Source organism: Trinickia sp. NRRL B-1857 (assembly GCF_050470685.1).
In the GTDB taxonomy this organism is placed as follows: domain Bacteria; phylum Pseudomonadota; class Gammaproteobacteria; order Burkholderiales; family Burkholderiaceae; genus Trinickia.
The window spans coordinates 3,638,164-3,656,771 of sequence record NZ_JBFLUK010000001.1 but is presented as its reverse complement, the minus strand read 5'-3'; the positions used below and the strand labels follow the sequence as shown (position 1 = coordinate 3,656,771).

Genomic DNA, 18,608 nt, shown 5'->3' with positions numbered 1-18,608 from the left:
TAGCCGGCTACGTTCCGCTCGATTTCGTTCGATCGAGCACAGAGATGCGCCCCGTTGCGTGATGCACTCTAGGGTCACCGGCCCGAGGCGACTCATGCATCTCGCTGCCCCTATCGCTCACGTACGGAACGCTCCCGGTGCCGATTCGGCGGGGCTTGCAGCGAAATGCTCGAGCGCCGCCGGCGTGAGGGGAGACTGCCGCATCCGCGGCGCCTATACCCGCCCCGCGATCGCCGCGCTCATGCTGTTGTGTATCTCGCTCGCGGCATGCGGACGGTCCGATCCCGAAGCCAATCGAGCCGATCCCGCGCCGGCCGGCGCCGAGGAAGCCCCCGCCGTTTCGGGTGCGCTGGTCACACCGGGCCAGATGACCTGCACGCAGAACGCGTCCGAATCGTCCGTATCGTCCGATTCGGACACGCAAGCGCGCATACTTGGCGACGGCATCGACGCCGATTTAGCGGGGGGCGACGGGACGCGACTCGTCACGCTCGGCGCGCCGTTCGCGATCACGCTCGCCTCGCGAAGCGCGAAAGCCGATACGATCGAATGGCAAATTCGCGACGCATGGAACGTCGTACGCGCCGCCGGACATCTGCGCGTAGACGCCGGGAACCAGCACGTCTCGCTAAGCTGCACGTCGACGCGGGCCGGTTACTTCGCGCTGATGGCTTCGCTCGTGCACGGCGGCCAGCGGCTGCCTCGGCGCGGCACGCGCCCGGCCGGTATCGCCACGTTCGGCGTGTTGCCGGACGTGTCGTCCGTGCTGCCGCCCGTTTCGTTTGCGCACGAAGATCAGCACCGGTTCGGCGGCCAAGGCGCGAACTATCTGCACCCGGGGCAGCGATGTTGCGAGGGCGACGGCTATCGTCCGCTCTATCCGGCGCTCGGACTGTCGTGGGCCAACGACACGCGCAATTGGTACATCGAAGAGCCCGAGCACCCCAATACGTTCAAGCCGGGAGTCGCGACCCTCGCGTCGTATTTCAGGGCGGGCGACATCATGCGCTTGATCCAACTCGACGGCATCCCCGGCTGGGCGAGCCCAACCGGCGCCGCAACGCACAGTTACGCGCCGTCGTCGGAGGCCGCCTACACCGGCTATTTGAGTCGCGTCGGCGAGGATTCGGCCCGAATCCGCGCCGTCTATTTTCCCAATCAAGCGTACGACTACTACCAGGTCACCTGGGAACCCGATTACGACGGCGGCCTGCCGTGGCGCGACACCGATGCCCATTTCGTCGACTTGTACCGCATGACCTACGAGGCGATCCATGCGGCCGATCCGCACGCCGTCGTGATGGGTCCGACCAATGCTTCCGTGCGCGAAAACGTACGCTGGCTCGCACGCCTCGCGCCGCTTCACATCGGCCGCTACTTGGACGGCGTGACGATTCACGGCTACTACGATGCGGGCACGTCGCCCTCACATCCGCCCGAGCGTCTTGCGACCGACGCCGATCCGGCCGTCGCCGCCAACGCACTGCCCGCCTCGCTACGCCAATTGCGGGCATGGATGGCGCATACGCTTGCGCGCGGGGCGAAGCTGTTCGCCACCGAAACCGGGATCAGCTACGACATCGGCACGCAGTACGGCAACGACTTTCCGACGCAAAACGTCCTGTTCGCTCAAAGCGCCGTCGTGGCGCGGACGCATCTGATCTTGCTTGGCGAAGGAGTCGATATGACCTACGTTTTCTATTCGTCCGACATACCCGAGTCGCCGCCCGGCTACGGCCTGTTCTTCGATCTGGAACATGCGAGAGGCGCCTATGGCGCACGCGAGATCAGCCCCAAGCCGGCGGCCCTGGCCATTTGCGCGATGACGCGCTTGATCGACGGCACGACCACGCTCGGCCATCTCAACGATCTGCCCGCCGGGATCTACGGCTACGCCTTTCAGCGATTGAACGGCGGCAAAATCGTCACGGCGCTCTGGGCGCACGACAACGCGCATTGGAATGCGACGTCCGGGTTCAGCGAGAGCTACGGCGTCGCGTATACGCTTCGAATCGACGATCCCGGCACGTCGGGACAAGTCAGCGTATTCGATACGATGGGCAACGCTGCTCGCTTACCGTACCGCAACGGCCGCGTCGCCCTTACGCTGACCGAATCGCCGATCTACGTCGTCTCGACGAACGCGCCGGCGATCAAGGCGAGCGTCACGCCGCCGGCGGGCTACGTCGGTCAATGAGCGGTGGTGGACGATGCGGCCCTCATCGCGGTATCGAAGGCATCTGACAACATCTCGCGTTTTTCCGACTAGCGCATGGTGCCGGCGCCGCTCGCGCATACCATGCGACGCATTGGACTCGCGCCGCATGCCTCGCGTGCACGCGGCATGTCACGCCTGCCCCCACATGGCCAAGCGCATCGCTATCCTCGTGTTCGACGGGTTTTCACTCGTCGAGGCGAGTTCCATCGCGGAAGTGTTCCGGCTCGCAGACGATCTCGAAGGCGAACGCATGCGCGTCGACGAGGCGCCCGCGCCGGCGAGCGCGTCATCGAGCGCGTCATCGAGCGCGTCGTCGAGAGGCACGGCCTCGATACTAGCGCCGCCATCGCCGCCATCGGCCATGGCGGCGGATCCCTATGTCCTCATCGTCATGTCGAATACGGGCGGCAGCATCGCGAGCAGCGCCACGATGCGCGTCTGGTCCGACAATCTCGACGCGCACGCGGCGAACGGCTTGCACGCGCTGTTCATCCCGGGCGGTCGCGGCGCGGCCCGGCTCGCGTCCGACGAATCGTTCATCCGCCGCTTGCGTGCGCTCATGCAGCATACGCAAACGGTGAAGGCGATCGGCGAAGGCGCCGCGATCCTCGCCGCAGCCGCAAGCATCGCGCCTCTCGAGCCATCGAATGGATCGTTCGCGCTGGGCGCCAAGCAGGCGACCCACCCGGCCACGCATGCGGAGCAGCCCAGCGCGCTCGACGATCCGTTAGGTCCGGTTGCCTGCGCGCTATCGATCGTCAAACGCGATCGCGGGGCGCAGGCCGCCCGCGCGATCGCGGACCGGGCCGTACCGGGCGCCTGGCGCCGGCTCGGCGCCGTGCTGGGCGAACTCGAGGACGGGGGCACACGCGAGAAGATCGATACGGCGGCGCGTTGGATGCGTGAAAACTACGGCCAACCGATTTCGGTGGCCAAAGCCGCCGAGGTGGCCGCGATGAGCGAACGCAGTTTTTTGCGGCGGTTCAAGTCGCAGATCGGCATCACGCCGTCGGAGTATTTGGTGCGCGCGCGGCTCGACGCGAGTTGCGTGCTGCTCGTCAGCACGGATCTACCCGTCGATAAGATTGCGCGGCGCTGCGGGGTAGGCAGCGGCGACGGCTTGGCCAAGATGTTCCGCAAACGGCTGTCGATTTCGCCGACCGAGTATCGGATCGTCGAACGGCGGCGCGCGAGGCAGCGCTGAATGCGCGATGCGGTGCGCTCGGCCCGCGCAGCCGGCCTCGCTTACGCTTCGCTCTTGCGCGAGCGCACGGTCAATTGAGCCGACACCTCGTCCACGAGCGCACGTAGCCATGTGAGGTCATGCGGCCGGTCGGGCTGCGGGTGCCACATCTGGTAGCACTTGATGCGCGGAAACGGAATCGGCGCCTCGCAAACGGCAAGCGGCAGCATCCGCGCGTAATGCAACGCAAAGCGACGCGTGGTCGTAAAAATCAGATCGGAATGCAGCAGCACCTGCGGCACGAGACCGAAGTACGGCAGCGTCGTCACGACTCGCCGCGAAGCCCCGGCTCGCGCGAGCCCGATCTCGATCGCATTGCGCCGCGCGCCGCTATAAGGCGTGGGCGCGAGATGCGCCGCGGTGAGATAACGCTCGAGCGTGAGCGGCTCATGAGCAAGCGGATGATCGGCCCGCATCATGCACACGACGGTATCGCTGAACAAATCGCTACGGGCGAAACGCGCATCCGGTTTCGGCCAATTGCCGACCACAAGATCGAGCTCGCCCGCCTCGAGTGCCGCGCCGTGATCGAGCCCGGGATTGAGCGAATCGATCTCGAGCCGCGCTTGCGGCGCCGCCTCGCGAAACCGCGCGATCAGCGTGGGCATGAAGAAGTCGTTCAAGTAATCGGGCGCGGCAATCCGAAACGTGCGCCGCGTCGCGACCGGGTCGAAGTTGCCGTGCGGCGTGGCGACGAAATCGACGTCGCGCAACGCGCGCTGCGTCGGCCCGAGCAACGATGCACCGAACTCGGTCGGCACCATGCCCGTTTTGCCGCGCACCAAAATCGGATCGTTCAGCGTCTCGCGCAGTTTGCGCAGCGCCGTACTGATCGCGGGTTGCGTCTGATTCAATCGCAGCGCGGTCTGCGTGACGCTGCGCTCGGTCAGCAAGGTCCGCAACACGCGCAGCAGCCAGATATCGAGCGCGTCGGTGCCGCGCCCCTCGCTCGGCGACAATTCGATGCCGGTTTCGCGACGCGTCGATTGGATCACGTCGCCATCCCGCTCGGCAACGCGCTGATGCGTTTGACTTCGGGCGATTCGAGCCAGCCCGGCGAGCGTGCGCAATAGAGCACCATCGGCAGCGCATCCTCACCCCAGAACAATTGCCGATGAAGCCGGAACGTGGGCACGCCGAAGACGCCGAGCGCGAGCGCGTCGTCGAAGTTGCGCTGAAGGCGGGCTTTCGTATCGGGGTGCTCGATGAGCCGTTCGCCGTGCGGAACGTTCAGCAATTGGCACAGATCGGCGAAGCCGTCCGGCGTGGACGGGTCGCGGCCGTCGCGCCAAATGAATCGAAAGATCGAACAGACGGTGGGCACATCCGCCTCGATCGCGGCTGCGAGCAGCAACGCCTTCGTCGAATCGAACGGATGAACGGGCGGCATCTTGAACGGAATGCCGAGCTGTTCGGCGCGAAACAGGGCATGCCGATAAACGAACGTTCTCTTTTGCGGCACCTCGTTCGTGGGACGCTGGCCCCAATGCCGATAAAGCGAGTAGACGGAGACGGGCACGAGCGAAAACGGCATGCTCGGCCATTTGTCGTGCTGCTCCAGCAGCAAGTACGAGAACGGCGACACGAAATCGTAGAACCACAGCGGCGACGCCGCGTCGATCGGTTGAGTCATGACAATCTCCGGTTGATCCGGTTGCTGCTTGTGGGGCAACGTCGCCTAGGACGCAAGCCGGCCTTGTGTCGCATCTGATGCATATTACGCGCCGCCCGCGTCCGTGTCCGTATGCGCGCGCTCGCCCCACGCTTGCGCGAGCCGTGCACGCACGAATCCGATGTGTTCGCGCAGCACGTAGAACTGATCGGCATACGCAAGCGGCATCTTCAGCCGATTGACGGCCGCTTCGATCTCCACGAGCTTGGCCAGCGAGGCGGTGCGCTCCTCCTCGCTGGCCGTCTCATCGAGGGCCGAGCGTTCGATGGCGATCAATGCGCCGTACCACCGGTAAATGCGCGATTTCACGCGCCAGGCGTACAAGGATGGAATCAATCTCACGCCCGGAATCAAGACGACGATGATCGGCACGATCAGCACGATCAAGCGATCGACGAGACTGGCCAGCCAAAACGGCAGCAGGCGATAGAGGAAGCTCTTCCCCGATTTGTAGTAGCGGGCGGCATCGTCGCTGATCGGAAAATCGTGCATGACCGGCGACGGAAACTCGCCGGCATTTTGCAGGAGATTGGCGCGCGAATGCACTTGCTTGGCCGCCTCGATCAAGAGATCCGACAGCGCCGGATGCAGCGAATCGCGCGCGACGAGCTCGGCCGTCGGCGCGACCGTGTGCACCGGCGCAGGCGGCAAGTTCTTGCCGAGATCGAACGCCCCCATCGGCAATTCGATGTCGGTCAGATACGGGAAGCGGCGCGCATAGGCGCGGGCCTGCGCGAACGAAAAGAGCCGCACGCCCGGCGTACGCAGCAATTTGGCCATGACGGGCGGCTGCGCCGAATCGCCCGCCAGGAAGGCGGCATCGATTTGATGCTCCGTCAACGCGCGGGCCGCCGCTTCGCCCGTCAGCGGCAGCAGCGTCGTGCCATGGTCCGGCACGATGCCGTTGGCGCGTAGCAGCGCGAGCGCCAACGCGCGCGTCCCGCTGCCCTCGGGGCCGATGGCGATCCTGTCGCCGGCGAACCCCGACAGACGCGAACGCTCGCGTCCCTCGTAGAAAATGACGAGCGGCACATAGGACACGCTGCCGAGCGAGACCAGATGCTCGGACGGGGCCTCGCCGGCCGCCGAACCCGAACCGGCCGCCACGCTTGCGGCGCTCGTAGCGTTCGCCGGACTTGCCTCGCGCGACGGCGCCGCCGAAGCCGCCTCGGCCTGCGCCGCGCTCGCCGCCGCCGGCGCGCCCGCGGACGCCAGCGAGACGCCGCTTTGCACGAACCCGACGTCGACGGCTTGCTTCGGATCGGATAACCGTTCGAGGTTCTGTAGCGACCCGGCCGACGGCAACACCTCGAGCGTGATCCCGTTGCGCGCGAGAATCGCTTTGTATTGCTGCGCGGCGTTCCAGAAGGAACTTCCGACCGGCCCGGCCGAGATCGCGAGCGTATTGGGCGGAGCGGGCTGGATCAGCCGAATGGCGAGCCAGATCGCGGCAGCCGAGATCAAGAGGATGGGCCCCATCGAGACGGCCAGATCGCGCCAAGAGATGGCGATCACGCGCGCGACGAAGCGCGGCGGGCGCGGCGCGCGCAGCACCTTCGGCATCCGTGGCAGTCGCGGCTTGCGCGACGGGTCTTGATCTTCCCGCATCGTTATCGCTTACCGAAGGCCGCCCCGGCGAACAGATCCTTGTGCTCGCGCGGCTGCGAACGCCAATACTGCTTCGGCGCATGCACTTGGGCACCGAGCTTGGCCGCCGCGTGCCACGGCCAACGCGGATCGTAGAGCATCGCGCGGGCGAGCGAGACGGCGTCGGCTTCGCCGTTCGCGATGATCGCCTCGGCCTGCTCGGCTTCCGTGATGAGGCCGACGGCGATCGTCGGCAAGCCCACCTCGGCCTTCACGCGCTGGGCGTACGGCACTTGATAGCCCGGACCGAGCTTGATCGCCTGCTCGGGCGAGACGCCGCCCGTCGTCACGTGGATCGCGGCGCAGCCACGCGCCTTCAACGCGTTCGACAGCGCGACGGTCCCTTCGACGTCCCATCCGCCCGGCACCCAATCCGTCGCCGAGATCCGGGCCCAGACGGGGCGATCGGCCGGAAACGCAGCCCGTACGGCCTCGAACACCTCGATCGGAAAGCGCATCCGGTTTTCCAGGCTGCCGCCATACTCGTCGTCCCGGTGATTCGCGATCGGCGACAGGAACTGGTGCAGCAAGTAGCCATGGGCGGCGTGGATTTCGATACCGTCGATACCGAGTCGCGCCGCCCGCTTCGCGGCGGCCACGAAATCGTCGCGCACCTTATCCATGCCGGCCCGGTCGAGCATGACGGGCGCTTCTTCGTCGCTGGCGTGCGGGACGGGCGACGGCGCGACGGTCTTCCAGCCGAGCGGTTCGTCCGAGCGGATCTGGGCACCGCCCTCCCACGGCGAACGGCTCGATCCCTTGCGGCCCGCGTGGCCGAGTTGCACGGCCACCGCGATCGGCGAATACGTGCGCACGGCTTTGAGCACATGGGCGAGCGCCGTTTCGTTCTCATCCGAATAAAGACCGAGATCGCCCGAGGAGATCCGGCCCTCGGGCGACACGGCGGTCGCCTCGAGGATCAGCATACCGGCGCCCGAGAGCGCAAGCTGGCCGAGGTGGATCATGTGCCAATCGGTGGCGCTCCCCCCTTCGGCGGAGTATTGGCACATCGGGGCGATGACGATGCGGTTGGACAAAGCAAGCTTGCCGATGGTCATCGGCTCAAACAAACGGCTCATGGCGAGTTCCTCGATCGATTCGGCGCGCGACATACGCGCTTAAGCGGCGCACGGAACGACGCGGCGCTCCCGGCTGCCGGGGGCGCAAACGGAACTCCGCTGCACAGCGCATCGCCGAGCAGCATAAGGGATGCCGAAGGAAAATGCTGCGGGGATGCCCTTTCGCCTCGGCTAACGGTATCGAAAACCGATAGCAAAAAGGGCCCGAGCACGGGCGCAGCGCGTGGCATACGGCCTAGTCGCTCGGAATAAAGGCCCGTCGAGGCGGTACCGGCCGCGCGGGCAGCAGGCAGCCTGCGGTTCTGCGGTTAAGTGCCCGTGGGGCTTACCGCTAAGCGTTTGCCGACAGCCGGGTTCGTGCCGGCATGGCGTCCGGGCTCGAGGCGTTCGCCCGTTGCCGGCTCGAATACACCTGCATCAGTTGCGCGCAGACGGCTACCGCGATCGAGGACGGCGCCTTGTCGACGATGCCCGGCACGCCGATCGGGCACACCATTTGATGCAGGCGCTCCGGCTCGACGCCGCGCTGGATCAAGCGTCGCTCGAATTTCACGCGTTTGGTTTTCGAGCCGATCATGCCGAAGTAAGTGAAGTCTCGACGGCGCATGATCTGTTCGGCCAACGCGAAGTCGAGCGCGTGGTTGTGGGTCAGGACGAGAAAACAGGCGCCCGCCGGCGCGGCATCGATCACGGCCTCGGGCGTGTCGGTCGCCTCGATCTGCACGTTCGCCGGCACCTCGTCGGGAAAGCATTCGTCGCGCGCGTCGACCCATTGCACGACGCACGGCAGCGTGCCGAATAGGGTCACGAGCGCATGGCCGACGTGGCCGGCGCCGAACAGCACGACGTGCAGCGGCGGCGCGCTCGGCCCGGACCCCGGCGCGAACGAACACGGTTTCATGCGGCGCTCCCCACGCGAGCCGCTCTCACGGCCGCCACCGCCTTTAGGATTTCTTCGGCCGTGGCCGGCGCGTTCAACGGCGGGTTGACCTTGTAATCGGCCACGCTCGCGACGGCATCGCGAATCGCGAAGAACACGGAGAACGGCAACAGCAACGGCGGCTCGCCGACCGCTTTCGAACGGTGAATGCTGTCCTCGGCGTTGCGGTTGGCAAACAGACGCACGCGCAAATCGGGCGGACAGTCGTTGACCGTCGGGATCTTGTAGGTCGAGGGCGCGTGCGTCATGAGCTTGCCGCCCGCGTTCCACCAGAGCTCCTCGGTCGTAAGCCATCCCATGCCTTGGATGAACCCCCCTTCGACTTGACCGATGTCGAGGGCCGGATTGAGCGAGGCGCCGACGTCGTGCAAGGCGTCGGCGCGCACGACGCGCATCTCGCCCGTGAGGGTGTCGATCACCACTTCGGACACGGCTGCGCCGTACGAGTAGTAGTAAAACGGGCGGCCTTGGAGCTTTTGCTGGTCCCAGTAGATCTTCGGGGTGGCGTAAAAGCCGTCGGACCACAACTGCACGCGCGCGAGATAGGCCTTCGCGATGACCTCCTCGAACCGCAGCGCGACCTCGCCGACGTAGATCGTGTCGTTCGCGAACACGACGTCGCCCGGTTTGACGTTGCCCTCGCCGAAGCGATCGGCGGCGAACGTGGCCAAACGCTCGCGCAGTTGGCGTGCGGCGTCTTGGGCAGCCTTGCCGTTCAAATCCGAGCCGGTCGAGGCCGCGGTGGCCGAGGTGTTGGCCACCTTGCTCGTATCGGTCGCCGTCACGCGAACGCGCGCAAAGCCGACGCCGAGTTCGTGTGCGACCACTTGCGCGACCTTCGTGTTCAAGCCTTGGCCCATCTCGGTGCCGCCGTGATTCACGAGCACCGAGCCGTCCGTGTAGATATGCACGAGCGCGCCGGCCTGATTGAAGTGCGCGACGTTGAAGGCGATGCCGAACTTCACGGGCGTAATCGCAATGCCCTTCTTGAGCACGGGGCTCGTCGCGTTGAAGGCCCGTGCCTGCTCGCGGCGGCGATGGTAGTCGCTCGTGGCGACGAGTTCGTCGACGAGCTCCTGAATGACGTTGTCTTCGATCGTCTGCCCGTAGGGCGTCACGTTGCGCTCGGTCTTGCCGTAGAAATTGCGTCGGCGCACGTCCAGCGGATCGAGTCCGAGCGAGCGCGCGACGCTATCCATGATGTATTCGATGGCGAACGCCCCTTGCGGGCCGCCGAAGCCGCGAAACGCGGTGTTCGACTGCGTATTCGTCTTGCCGCAAAAGCCCGCGATGTCGACATCGGGAAGCCAGTAGGCGTTATCGAAATGACAGATCGCGCGCGTCATCACCGGGCCCGACAGATCGGCCGAGAAGCCGCAGCGCGACGTCATGTCGACGGCGACGCCGTCGATGACGCCGTCGTCGCTATACCCGACGTCGTAGCGGTAGTGGAAGTCGTGGCGCTTGCCCGTGATCATCATGTCGTCGTCGCGGTCCGGACGCAGCTTCACGGGGCATAGCAGCTTCCAAGCTGCAAGCGCCGCACAGCAGGCGAACAACGCCGACTGCGATTCCTTGCCGCCGAAACCGCCGCCCATCCGGCGGCATTCGATGAGCACGTTGTGCGAGGCGACGCCGAGCACGTGCGCGACGTGGTGTTGCATCTCGGTGGGGTGCTGCGTCGAGCACCAGACGTGCATGCCGTCGTCGTCCTTCGGCACCGCGTAGGCGATCTGCCCTTCGAGGTAAAACTGTTCCTGGCCGCCGAGCGTGAGCTCGCCGCTCACGCGATGCGCCGCGCGCGACATCTTGGCTGCCGGCTCGCCGCGCGCAAGCTTCATCGGCGGAAGCACGGACTGATTGGCCGCGCGCGCCGCCTGCGCGGTCAGTACCGCGGGCAATTCCTCGAACTCGACTTGCGCGCGCCGCGCGGCAAGGCGCGCCGTATCGTGCGAGGTGGCGACGACGATGAACATCGGTTGCCCGACGTACTGGACGATGCCCTCGGCCAGCACCGGGTCGTCGTGAATGATCGGCCCGCACTCGTTTTCGCCGGGGATGTCGTCGGCCGTGAAGATCGCGACGACGCCAGGTGTCGCGCGCACGGCGTCGAAGTTCATCGATACGATCTTGGCATGCGCCTTCGGCGACATCCCGAGCGCGGCATGCAACGTTCCGGCTACCAGCGGAATGTCGTCGGTGTAGGTGGCGCGGCCGCTCACGTGCAAGTGCGCGGACTCATGCGGACGCGACACGTGCACTTGGCGAAATGCCGCGCGATCGCGCTCTTGCTCGGCGAGCTCGGTCAAAAACGGTTCGGCTTGCTGGTTCATTGCTGTCTCTGTCTTTTGTCGTTCTTGCTGGCGTGATAGGGCGCTTGGCGCTTAGGCGGGCGTCTCGAGATCGACCAGTCGCACGTTCAGCGCTTGCGGCGGCAGCGGGTCGTTGGGACGCGTCTCGAGCCAGAAGCGATAAAGCACGTTTTGCGCGGTTTGCAGACGGTAATCGCTCGTGGCCCGCATGTCGCTCAAGGGCGCATAGTCGCGTGCGAGCGCCTGCATTGCCGCTTGGGCCGTCGCTTCGTGCCAGGTCGCATCGGAGAGCACGCTTTCCGCGTGCGTCGCGCGCTTCGGGGTGGCAGCCATGCCGCCGAATGCGATGCGCGGCGAACGGACGGTGTCGCCGTCCGCGATGAACGAGAAGGCGGCGCACACGGCCGAAATATCGGAATCGAATCGCTTGGACAGCTTGTACGTCCTAAAGCGCAGCGCCTCGCGCGCACCGGTGCGCGTCGGCACCTTCAGCGCGGCCACGAACTCGTGCTCGGCCATATCCTTCTTTTGATAAGCGAGGTAGAGGTCTTCCAGCGCCAACTCGCGCTCGATCTCGCCGCCGCGCAGCACGACACGCGCGCCCAGCGCGATGAGGCCCGGCATCGAATCGCCGATCGGCGAACCGTTCGCGACATTGCCGCCGAGGGTGCCCGCGTTGCGGATCGGCAGCGATGCGAAACGCTTCCACATCTCGGTGAGTTCGGGGTAATGGCCGGCGAGTTCGGCATAAGCGCGCTCCACCGTGACGCCGGCGCCGATCTCGATCCAATCGGCCGAGGTCTGGATGCGCTGCAACTCGGCCACGCGGCCGATATAGACGATATCGCCCAATGCACGCATCTGCTTGGTGACCCACAGACCGACGTCGGTACTGCCGGCGAGCAGGCGCGCGGCCGGCCGCTCAACCTTGAGCGCCGCCAGGGCATCGAGCGTACGGGGCGCATCGAACGCGTCGCCGCCGTGCTCGTAATGGAAGGTTTCGTCGCGCTGCAAGCTCGCCAAGGTCCGGGCGAGCGCGGGAATGTCGATCGGTGCTTTTGGCGCCGGCAGCTCGAACATCCGTTCGCCTGCGTCGATGATCGGCCGATAGCCCGTGCAGCGGCACAGATTACCGGTTAGCGCGTCGGCGATCTCCGTGCGTGAAGGCGCGCAACCGCCCGCGCAGCCCGCATTGCCGTTGGCGGCGCATGCCGGCGCCTCGCCTTCGCCGCCGTGTTTGCGGTACAGCGCCCACATCGACATGATGAAACCGGGCGTACAGAACCCGCATTGCGAACCATGGCAATCGACCATCGCCTGCTGCACGGGGTGCAACGACCCATCGGGCTGGCGCAGGTCTTCGACCGTAAACAAGGCCTTGCCGTCGAGCGTCGGCAAGAACTGGATGCAGGCGTTGACGGCCGAGAACCGCAGGCTGCCCGCCCCGTCGGGCTCGGCGACGACGACGGTGCATGCGCCGCAGTCACCCTCGGCGCAGCCCTCTTTCGTGCCGGTGCATTGCACGTCTTCGCGCAGGTATTGCAAAACCGTACGCGTGACGGGCACGTCGCTGACTTCGCGGATGGCGTTGCGGTGATAGAAACGGATCGATTGGCTCATGGTCGTGGGATGCGAAAAACCGAAAGAGACGCTTGTTTGTCGTTTGATCGAAAACTAACACTGCCAATATGCGCAACCCATAGGTGGGATCGCATGCCGCTCATACTCTTGCACCGATATGTCCGGTGACAGCTTGCGCCGCTTTGATTTCGGCGTTCAGCGAAGAAACCGGTTCCATGTCACAATCTCGCTTCGTTTCATACTGTCGGCTTGGCTTCAACCCTGGTTTTCCCTTACCATCGCCGCCGCCCCGTCGTCATTTCGCTCGCCCATGTCCGCCGCCTCGCCCGCTTTGTCCGATCGCGCCGCCACCGCCCAGATCGTACCCATCGTCTCTTTCACGTTCATCTGCTACCTAATCATCGGGTTGCCGCTGCCCGTGCTCCCCGGCTTCGTCCAAAGCCAGCTCGGCCTGGGCTCGGTCCTCGCCGGCGCGGCGGTCAGCGTGCAGTATGCGGCGACCCTATTTTCTCGGGCGCATGCGGGGCGCTTCTCGGACACGCTCGGGCCCAAGCGCACGGTGGGCATCGGACTCATGGCCTGCTGCGGCAGCGGCGCCCTACTGGCGCTGGCGGTGGCGTGCAAGGCCTGGCCGGCCGTGAGCCTCATCGTGCTCGTCGCTAGCCGGTTCGCGCTTGGTTTCGGCGAAAGCTGCGTCGGCACGGGGGCGATTCTCTGGGGCATCGGGCGCGTCGGCGCCGGGCATAACGCGCGCGTCATCTCGTGGAACGGCATCGCCACCTACGGGGCGCTCGCGATCGGCGCGCCGGTGGGCGCCGCGCTCGACCATGCGATCGGGCCCTGGGCCCTCGGCGCGGCGACGATCGCGCTCGCCGCGATCGGCTACCTACTGGCGCGTAGGCTCGAGGGCGTCCCGCTCGTGCACGGCGAGCGGATGGGGTACGCGAGCGTGTTCGTGCGCGTGCTGCCGCACGGCGTCGGGCTCGCGCTCGGTACCGCGGGCTTCGGGTCCATCGCGACCTTCATCGCGCTTTACTACGCGGCGCGCGGCTGGTCCCACGCAGCGCTCGCACTGACCCTGTTCGGCTCGTGCTTCGTCGGCGCCCGGCTACTGTTCGCCAACGCGATCCGCACTTACGGCGGCTTCCGCGTCGCCCTCGTCTCCTTCGCGTTCGAATGCGCGGGCCTGCTCACCCTCTGGCTCGCGGCGGCCCCGCATGCCGCGCTCGTAGGCGCGGCCGTCACGGGATTCGGCTTCGCGCTCGTCTTTCCGTCGCTCGGCGTCGAAGCCGTCGAACTCGTCCCGCCGGCTAGCCGCGGCGCCGCGCTGGCCGCTTACTCGGTGTTCTTCGATCTCTCGCTCGGCATCATGGGCCCGCTCGCCGGCTATGTGGCAGGGGCGTTCGGCTACCCCTCGGTGTTCCTCATGGCGGCGATTGCCGCAGCCGCGGCGGCGCTGCTCTCACTGAGTCTCTATCTGCGCCACGCGCGCGGGCGGCGGCTCGCCGCTACGGCCTGAGCCCGGCGCCGGCCCGCACCAGCAATCTCCGATCGGTGTAGCCGGCGCACGGCCCCGGCACACCCGATCCGGCTCCAACGAAGCAGCACCCACTCGCTCGCGCATCGCGCCGCCAACCCCCGACTTTGCCTTTTCCCTTTTTCCTTTTTCTGAATACAAAAGAGTCCGCCCAGTTATTCTCTACCGATTCACGGCGCTCATTAAATAACAACCACCATAATTGATAGGTAAAACCACGTGAAATAATTACACCCCCACTCTTTTATTCTTATTGCTATTCCTTTCTTGCTTTTTCCTTCGATCGACTCCTACGATATGCGCCTCAACCCAAAAAGTGAGGAAAAGGGCTATGTCGTCCTGGAAACCCGATCCGACGTTCTACCCTTCCGCGCGCCTTGCCGCGCAGGCCCCGAGGGAAACGCTTGCCTACGTGGCGAGTTTCGATCCCACCCGGCGCGCGCCGGACGAGTTGGCGGTCGTCGATCTCGATCCCGGTTCGCCCGACTACGGCAAAATCGTAGAACGCGTCGCAATGCCCAATACGGGCGACGAATTGCATCATTTCGGCTGGAACGCCTGTAGCTCCCATCTTTGTCCCAATGCGCCGCATCCGCATTCCGAACGCCGTTATCTGATCGTGCCCGGATTGCGCAGCTCGCGCATTCACGTGCTCGATACGAAACCCGACCCGCGCCGCCCGAAGATCGTGCGCGTGCTCGAACCCGATGAGGTCGCCCGCAAGTCCGGCTACACGCGACCGCACACGATCCACTGCGGTCCGCAAGGCATCTTCGTCGTGTCCCTCGCGAACGCCGAAGGCGATGCGCCGGGCGGCATTTTCCTGATGGACCACGACACCTTCGACATCCGCGGGCAATGGGAAATCGACCGCGGCCCGCAGCAGCTTGCCTACGACGCCTGGTGGCATCTAGGCTTCGACACGCTCGTTTCGAGCGAATGGGGCCTGCCGGCTACGTTCGAGAACGGTCTCGTACCCGAGTTGCTGCTCGGCGGCAAATACGGCCACCGCCTGCATTTCTGGGACTTGAACACGCGCAAGCACAAACAGACGATCGACTTCGGCGAAGAGAATCAACTCGTCTTCGAATTGCGGCCGGCGCACGATCCGACCAAAGCGCACGGCTTCGTCAACTCCGTGATCAGCTTGAAAGACCTGTCGGCATCGATCTGGACGTGGTATCGCGAAGGCGATCGCTGGGCGGCGCGCAAAGTGATCGAAATCCCGGCGGAACCCGCCGATCCCGCGGTGCTGCCGCCGATGCTCAAACGCTTCAGCGCCGTCCCGCCGCTCGTGACCGATATCGCGCTCTCGCTCGACGATCGCTTCCTGTACGTCGCCTGTTGGGGAACGGGCGAGATGCGCCGCTACGACGTGTCCGATCCGCATCACCCCGAACTCGTCGGCTCAGTGAGGGTCGGCGGCATCGCCGAGCGCACGCCGCATCCGCGCAGCGGCAATCAGCCCCTGAACGGCGGCCCGCAGATGGTCGAAGTGAGCCGCGACGGCCGCCGCGTCTACTTCACCAATTCGCTTTACGGCGCCATCGACGAGCAGTTCTACCCGGATGGCATCGACGGCTGGATGGTCAAGCTCGACGCCCCCGACGGCAGCGGCCTATCGTTCGATCGCGAGTTTTATCTGGAATGGCCGAAATCCCATCGACCGCATCAGATTCGCCTCGAAGGCGGCGACGCGTCGTCCGACTCGTATTGCTACCCATGAGGACGATGACTCAGCAGATACGCCGCGCGACGGCCGGCCGGTCGCGACGATGAGTTGGAGCGCGCAAGTGAGCGCTGCCGCGCCGTGGCTCGCGGTCGTCGGCAGCGGCATCTTTCATGGCGTGAATCCCGCCATGGGCTGGCTGTTCGCCACGGCGCTCGGCTTGCAGCGAAAAAGCCGCTCCGCACTCGTGGCGGCATTGCCGCCGCTCGCGCTCGGGCATGCCGCCTCGATCTTCGTCGTCACGTCGTCCGCCTTGGCGCTCGGGCTCGCGGTGCATGCCGGGCCGCTGAAGATCGCCGCGGGACTCGTGCTGCTCGGATGGGCCGCCTATCACTTGCTCTACGGCCATCGGCATCGTGTGCGGGTCGGCATGACGGCAGGCGCGGCCGGCCTCGCGTTGTGGTCGGCGGCCACCGCCACCGTGCATGGCGCGGGGCTCATGCTCGTGCCCGCATTGATGCCGATCTGCGGCGCCGCGGCCCAAGCGAGCCTCACGGGCACGCTAGGCCCCGCGGCGCTCGTCACGCTAGTTCATACGCTCGTGGCGTCCGTCACGAGCGCCGCGATCGCATTCGCCGCCTACGAGTATTTGGGCCTCGGTATGCTGCGGCGAGGCTGGATCAACTTCGATTGGATCTGGTCGGGCGCGCTCGCACTGACGGGTACGGCGCTGCTCGCACTCGCGTAGCGCGCGCCGCTACCTCGACCGGCCCCGGTTCAACGGCCGCGCGCGTTTTCCGACAGCGAGTGTTCGAGCGCCGCGACGCCGGCCGGCAGGTCCACGCGCGCGCCCAATTCGAGCATCGTGCGGCCCAGCGCGTGCAGCGTTCGGAACAGGTTGTGCTCGCGGCACTGCTCGCCCATTTGCCCGATTCGCACGATCGGCAACCCGAACGAACCCGAGATCTCCACCTGGTGATGGCGCGAAATGTGGCCGCAGACGTCGGCCGGGCTCAGTTGAGCCGGCGTCGAGATACCCACGACCGAATTCAATCGGCACGGCTCGGGGGCGAACAGCGACAGTCCCATCGCCGACACGCCCGCTTGCAGCGCCAGCGAACACTTCAGATGGCGCGCGAAGCGCTTTTCGAGCGTCTCGGCGCAAACGAGCCGCAACGCCTCGTGCAATGCCAGTACGCCCGAGACCGGCGCCGTGTAGTGATAGCCGGCGTTATGCCAGAAATTCTCGGCGAGCGACGCATCGAGGCACCAGTGCGCGTTCGGCTGCGTGCGCGTCTTCATGCGGTGCCAAGCCGCGTCCGAAAACGCGATGAGGGAAACGCCGGGGATCGACGACAGCCCCTTTTGCCCGCCCGTGATCACCGCATCGATACCCCAAGCGTCCATTTCCAGCGGCATCGTGCTCAGCGTACAGACAGCGTCCACGACGACGAGCGCGCCTGCCGCCTTCGCCAGCGCCGCGATCTCCTTCAATTCGTGATTCCAGACTGTATTCGACGTCTCGCCTTGAACGATCGTCACGATCTCGGGCCGCTCGCGCGCGAGCGCATCGGCCACGTCCGCGAGACTGGCCACGGCACCGTCGGCCACTTCGAGCGTGGCAACCTGCGCGCCGCAGCGCTTGGCCATTTCGGCCATCCGTGCACTGAAGAAACCGTTCTTGATCGAGAGCACGCGCGTGCCCGGCCAAGCGAGATTGGAAATCGCCATTTCCATCGCCGCCGAGCCGGGGCCGGCTACGCCCAAGACCCATTTGGAGCGGGTTTGGAAAACGTAGCGCGCCATGTCCTTCACTTGCCCGATCACCTTCGACATCGTCGCCCCGAGGTGATTGATGACGATGGCGTTGGCTTTGGCGACGGCCGCCGGAATCGGCACCGGGCCGGCGCCCATCATCAATAGCGGTTCTTCGGGGAGGATCGCGTCGAGCGAGACGACGTCGGGGCAAGGAATCGAGGGTTCGTGGCTGGACATGGCTCTGGGTTCGATTGGTGCAATGCGGCGAAGAGAAAACCGATCATTGCCTCATTTCGCACCAGCCGCAAGTATTTTCTACCGAGCCGGCCGTCCAGCCTCCTCGTGCTCAGGCCATGCTCGGCGGCGATTCGGGCGGACGCGCGGAGAAGCCGTCCACGGCCGGTGCCGGCGGAGCGACGTAGCCGCACAAGCTCTCGAGCAAGGCCGCCTCGCGCTCGTGGACCTCGACCGGAAACGCGACGGCGCCCGCGTGGGCCAGGTATCGCGCTCGATGCTGCCCGTTGCGGAATCCCACGACGCCCTCGCGCTTAAGCCGCAGCCAGCCGAGGATACCGCGTGCACGGCGCGCCTCGATGGTGACGTACGGCATCGCCGGGATACGTTCGTTCTCGGGGTCGAGGAAATCGCGGATGCCCTTAACCTTGCCGCTATGCCAATTGCCGACGGGCGGCAGCACATAATCGGTATCGTCGCGCGCGGCGCATTCGAGCAGTTTTTGCGCGTCGACGATGACAACGCGGTGGCGGCTCTGATCGTCCTCGAAGACGCGTTTCAACCGCGCGTGATCGTAGTGGGGGTGGTTGACAAGCGAGACGAGCCAGACGGGACCGGCGCCGGCCGAAGGTGCGAGAGCAACCGCATGGATCGATGCGGACGTGGACATGACGAACGTATGATTGTTTGCATTCCTGGCGCTGGCGCCAGCCCCATC

Annotated in this window: 14 protein-coding genes; 5 read left to right on the top strand and 9 right to left on the bottom strand. The window is 65.8% G+C overall.

Annotation, left to right across the window (positions count from 1 at the left end; all coding sequences use genetic code 11):
• The first annotated feature begins 94 nt into the window (after nt 1-94).
• Both AB1286_RS16315 and AB1286_RS16310 read left to right on the top strand, forming a co-directional pair.
• Nucleotides 95-2,197, top strand: a complete 2,103-nt coding sequence (locus tag AB1286_RS16315; protein ID WP_430364241.1) for a hypothetical protein — start codon at nt 95-97, stop codon at nt 2,195-2,197.
• Between the two features lie 127 nt (nt 2,198-2,324).
• Entirely contained in the window at nt 2,325-3,422 is a 1,098-nt protein-coding gene (locus AB1286_RS16310; RefSeq protein ID WP_430364240.1) for a helix-turn-helix domain-containing protein, read from the top strand.
• 41 nt (nt 3,423-3,463) lie between these two features.
• Here AB1286_RS16310 and AB1286_RS16305 read toward each other — a convergent pair whose 3' ends face one another.
• The 7 genes from AB1286_RS16305 to xdhA form a co-directional block, all read right to left on the bottom strand.
• A complete protein-coding gene (locus AB1286_RS16305; protein WP_430365091.1) occupies nt 3,464-4,420 on the bottom strand; it encodes a LysR family transcriptional regulator in 957 nt (318 codons plus the stop codon).
• A gap of 32 nt (nt 4,421-4,452) precedes the next feature.
• Nucleotides 4,453-5,094: a DsbA family protein gene (locus tag AB1286_RS16300; RefSeq protein WP_430364239.1), complete on the bottom strand. Its 642-nt coding sequence runs from the start codon at nt 5,092-5,094 to the stop codon at nt 4,453-4,455.
• An 84-nt stretch (nt 5,095-5,178) separates the two neighbouring features.
• Nucleotides 5,179-6,696 (bottom strand): TAXI family TRAP transporter solute-binding subunit, encoded by a 1,518-nt coding sequence (locus tag AB1286_RS16295; RefSeq protein WP_430365090.1) that lies wholly within the window; start codon nt 6,694-6,696, stop codon nt 5,179-5,181.
• 47 nt (nt 6,697-6,743) lie between these two features.
• Nucleotides 6,744-7,859: an NADH:flavin oxidoreductase/NADH oxidase gene (locus tag AB1286_RS16290; RefSeq protein WP_430364238.1), complete on the bottom strand. Its 1,116-nt coding sequence runs from the start codon at nt 7,857-7,859 to the stop codon at nt 6,744-6,746.
• Between the two features lie 331 nt (nt 7,860-8,190).
• Complete coding sequence (xdhC, locus tag AB1286_RS16285) at nt 8,191-8,760, bottom strand: xanthine dehydrogenase accessory protein XdhC (RefSeq protein ID WP_430364237.1); 570 nt, start codon at nt 8,758-8,760, stop codon at nt 8,191-8,193.
• Complete coding sequence (xdhB, locus tag AB1286_RS16280) at nt 8,757-11,132, bottom strand: xanthine dehydrogenase molybdopterin binding subunit (RefSeq protein ID WP_430364236.1); 2,376 nt, start codon at nt 11,130-11,132, stop codon at nt 8,757-8,759. Before xdhB ends, xdhC begins: the two co-directional genes overlap by 4 nt.
• A gap of 51 nt (nt 11,133-11,183) precedes the next feature.
• On the bottom strand, nt 11,184-12,731 hold the full coding sequence (xdhA, locus tag AB1286_RS16275) for a xanthine dehydrogenase small subunit (RefSeq protein ID WP_430364235.1): 1,548 nt from the start codon (nt 12,729-12,731) through the stop codon (nt 11,184-11,186).
• A gap of 271 nt (nt 12,732-13,002) precedes the next feature.
• Here xdhA and AB1286_RS16270 point away from each other — a divergent pair, with 271 nt between their 5' ends.
• The 3 genes from AB1286_RS16270 to AB1286_RS16260 all read left to right on the top strand — a co-directional run bounded on the left by AB1286_RS16270 (nt 13,003) and on the right by AB1286_RS16260 (nt 16,646).
• The gene (locus tag AB1286_RS16270; RefSeq protein ID WP_430364234.1) at nt 13,003-14,211 is read left to right on the top strand and encodes an MFS transporter; all 1,209 of its coding nucleotides are present in this window, start codon (nt 13,003-13,005) and stop codon (nt 14,209-14,211) included.
• 349 nt (nt 14,212-14,560) lie between these two features.
• Nucleotides 14,561-15,955 (top strand): selenium-binding family protein, encoded by a 1,395-nt coding sequence (locus AB1286_RS16265; RefSeq protein ID WP_430364233.1) that lies wholly within the window; start codon nt 14,561-14,563, stop codon nt 15,953-15,955.
• A gap of 67 nt (nt 15,956-16,022) precedes the next feature.
• The gene (locus AB1286_RS16260) at nt 16,023-16,646 is read left to right on the top strand and encodes a hypothetical protein (RefSeq protein WP_430364232.1); all 624 of its coding nucleotides are present in this window, start codon (nt 16,023-16,025) and stop codon (nt 16,644-16,646) included.
• Nucleotides 16,647-16,675: 29 nt separating this feature from the next.
• Here AB1286_RS16260 and AB1286_RS16255 read toward each other — a convergent pair whose 3' ends face one another.
• Together AB1286_RS16255 and AB1286_RS16250 are read right to left on the bottom strand one after the other, a co-directional pair.
• Complete coding sequence (locus AB1286_RS16255; protein WP_430364231.1) at nt 16,676-17,893, bottom strand: pyridoxal-phosphate-dependent aminotransferase family protein; 1,218 nt, start codon at nt 17,891-17,893, stop codon at nt 16,676-16,678.
• A 109-nt stretch (nt 17,894-18,002) separates the two neighbouring features.
• Nucleotides 18,003-18,560: a plasmid fertility inhibition factor family protein gene (locus AB1286_RS16250; protein WP_430364230.1), complete on the bottom strand. Its 558-nt coding sequence runs from the start codon at nt 18,558-18,560 to the stop codon at nt 18,003-18,005.
• Nucleotides 18,561-18,608 lie beyond the last annotated feature (48 nt).